This is a genomic window from Synechococcus sp. H55.10 (assembly GCF_047502715.1).
Taxonomy (GTDB): Bacteria; Cyanobacteriota; Cyanobacteriia; order Thermostichales; family Thermostichaceae; genus Thermostichus.
Window position 1 is genome coordinate 1 of record NZ_JANSJJ010000272.1, and the last position, 522, is coordinate 522.

1 protein-coding gene is annotated in these 522 nt (G+C 58.0%); it reads left to right on the forward strand.

The window, feature by feature from the left end:
• Positions 1–5: 5 nt before the first annotated feature.
• Positions 6–449: an NAD(P)H-quinone oxidoreductase subunit N gene (gene ndhN / locus NW858_RS13100; RefSeq protein ID WP_414364400.1), complete on the forward strand. Its 444-nt coding sequence runs from the start codon at positions 6–8 to the stop codon at positions 447–449.
• Positions 450–522: the final 73 nt, after the last annotated feature.

Consider the following 522-nt stretch of genomic DNA (forward strand, 5'->3'; position numbering starts at 1 on the left):
GCTTTATGTTGCTGGTGGGCTCAGGTGCCAAGTTTGTGCAACAGCTCGAGCAATGCGGGGCTTTGGCCATGTTTGTCACCCCGGAAGGGGGATCCGAAGGGCATTACCTGCGGCGGCTGCGCGGGGCCGGCTACGAGGTAGTCACCCTATCCAGCAAGGGGATTGGGGATTTGGTCAGTTATCTGACGTCCAGCCATGGGGTGCGGCCTGCCACGCTGGGCAAATCGCAGCGGCGAACCTATTTCTACCCCTCGTTGATCGAGCAGTACCGTGCCACCTTGCCCCCAAAGGCTAAGGGATTGGTGTTTTGGTTTTATGAGGGGCATGTGCTCAGCCGGCAAGAGCTCTCCTACCTGGTGAAGCTGAGCCAAGAAGATAAGGGCGTGAAATTTGTGGTGGAGCTGGGTCGAGAGCGGTCAATTCGCTGGCAACCTCTGCAGAGTGCCTGAGGATCTGCCCAGATGCCTCGAAAATTCTTTGCTACCATCTCAAGTAGGCGGCCTGCAGCCCAGACTCCCATCC